Annotated in this window: 1 protein-coding gene and 1 pseudogene; both read right to left on the bottom strand. The window is 47.8% G+C overall.

What is annotated here, in order from left to right:
• Positions 1-545 precede the first annotated feature (545 nt).
• Entirely contained in the window at positions 546-830 is a 285-nt protein-coding gene (locus E1H13_RS26610) for a hypothetical protein (protein ID WP_169617972.1), read from the bottom strand.
• Positions 820-1,050 (bottom strand): annotated as a pseudogene (locus E1H13_RS26605) (BrnT family toxin); the annotation flags it as partial. The pseudogene E1H13_RS26605 and the gene E1H13_RS26610, both read right to left, overlap by 11 nt.
• Between the last annotated feature and the right edge of the window lie 76 nt (positions 1,051-1,126).

Genomic DNA, 1,126 nt, shown 5'->3' with positions numbered 1-1,126 from the left:
ACTGGCCTCCGTTTCATCACCTCTGAAAGTATGCCGTCTTAATTCCTAATGTGACACTTCAAAGGGCGGAATGTGGGCAACAACTCTAGATCTATACAATTCGCCGCTATGAAATTCCCTATGTAAATCGAAGGTGGCTTGTAATTTGCTTTGCCGATTTCCTATAAACCATGATATTAAGCTGCCTACAAGAGTTCCGAGGAGTGCCGACGTAAGTAGTCAAGCGGGGGGCATGTGGCAAACGAAGCATGCGGATTAATAGATAACCCCTTTGCACAACTGATTGGCCCCATCGATTGGCTCACAATGATGCAGTTCGAGGGGCCGTTGGCATATTTCCGCCACATCGTGAGCATCTCCCACGGCCCAACAAAGTCGAGCTCCTCGACCTGATTGAATACAAGAATTCCAAAATTCATAGCAACCTCTGTGACACCCAACGGTGAAGTGCAGCGACAGTAGATAACCTCGAGCTCCCACCGATAACCTTTGTTCCGTCCGCACCAACGCAATGTTGGGCTGCTGACTATAGCGCAGGTTTTTAGCTAGCGTTGAGTAGCCTCACCTAGTGCCTCCTGAAGTACTTCATCACTCACACCATGACGCTTCAAACTAGCAATCAACGCAGAGACGGTATCTCCCTCTAATCGCTCAAGATCAGCGCGCAGCCCTTGACCAATATGGGCACGTGCTAAGGGCTGGTACCCAGAAAAACCTAATATTAGGGCTAGACGATTGAGGTCTTCAATTACATCTTCTGGCATCCGAATAGTGATCGTTGTCATCGGCCGATCTCTATTCAGCCGTTGTTTCAAAGCATCAACCTTCATAATATTCACGCTCCTTGCGTGCTGCTTTACGAGCCGAAATAATTCTAATGGTGTCGTTTTCACGCTCTATATAGACGACATATAAAAGATTCCAGCGTCTGTCCAAACCAATGACAGCATCGCGGGCTTCATCATTGCGACTTGCATCAACCACCGAAAGGAATGGATCAAAGAAAGCCTCCACAGCTTGCTGGAAAGTAACTCCATCGTGGTTGACGGGGAGCACTCCACAAGGCGGGACGTTAAGGGGTTAATTGTCGTGTATCAATAGATACTTGTAAAGAAAAGCTCTGCGG

Source organism: Nodosilinea sp. P-1105, from assembly GCF_012911975.1.
Lineage (GTDB): Bacteria > Cyanobacteriota > Cyanobacteriia > Phormidesmidales > Phormidesmidaceae > Nodosilinea.
The sequence above is the reverse complement of the archived record's forward strand: the minus strand, read 5'-3'. Positions and strand labels throughout refer to the sequence as shown.